Below are 1080 nucleotides of genomic sequence, written 5' to 3' on the forward strand. Positions count from 1 at the left end.
CTGCCTGCACCGCAGTCCCCGCTAGCGGGCGCGATCACACGCCTGCTGCCGTCAGGCGCGCCCGTTAGCGCTGATTCCCCTCTTGATGGAACGTGAGGGACGCAGACAATGGATGTCCTGCCAGACGACGCCTGGATCAAGCAGGCCACCTGTGCCGGTCTCGGCCTCAATGACTGCCGCTGGTGCACGCGCCGCGGCCTGCCGATCCTGCCGGTGCGCTACGCGATCACCCGTATCGACGAGACCCCGGAGGTCCCGGTGCTGCCGCACGCGCGTGTCGGGGCGCTCTATCCCCGGGACGCCGAGGGGGATCCGGTGCCGCTCGGGCTCGACACCGTGCTCGACGACGAGGGCGAGTGGCACACGGGTCAGCCGCCGCGATGCGGCTACATCCTGCGCCGCCTGCGCGGGGGCTATCTCTACCTCTACGACGAAGGCCACGAGTGCTGGCTCGCCTACCAGGTCACCGATGGCGGTGAGTTCTGGCAGTTCCCGCCGGGCGAGCCGCCGGCGCAGATCGATGATGAGCCGTTCGCCTGCCACCGGCCGGGCAGCCACGCCGCGGCCTCGTTCATCGGGCTGCCGTACCCCCTGGAGGCCGGCCGGGTGTGGTTCGCCTACCTCGAGCGCCCGTGGTCGCTGGCGCAGCTCGAGCGCGTGGCCGGCGACGAGGACTGGCGCAAGCGCCACCTGCAGTGCTTCGACGTCGAGGCCTGGCTGAACGACGGCGTCGCCGAGCACGCCTTCGCGCCCTCGCTCATCGGCGAGCAGGTGCCGGAGTGCTGCACCGGGCCGGCCCGCGAGGCGCTGCGCTGGCACCGCTTCCCCCTCGCCGCGGGCGTGGACGACGCCGAGGCGCTGATCGAGGCGATGACCACCCAGGCCCGCCACGACGCCGGCCTGCAGGGCAAGCACGGCCAGGCGGTGATGCTCGCCGTGCACGACGAGGTCGGCATCCTCGAGGAGCTCAACGCCTACCGCCAGCAGCCGCTGGAGCGCATGCGGCTGTTCCAGGCCGAGGGCGACAACGCCCGGCGCTCGCTGTGGCTGGCCTCGGTCCGGCGCCTCGTCGCGGCGCTG

1 protein-coding gene is annotated in these 1080 nt (G+C 72.5%); it reads left to right on the forward strand.

Going from position 1 to position 1080, the window contains the following annotated elements:
• Positions 1–108 precede the first annotated feature (108 nt).
• Positions 109–1080, forward strand: a 972-nt coding sequence (locus tag G7A99_RS20650; protein ID WP_205599968.1) for a T6SS effector BTH_I2691 family protein, incomplete at its 3' end; no start/stop codon positions are given.

The organism is Arhodomonas sp. KWT (assembly GCF_010993615.1).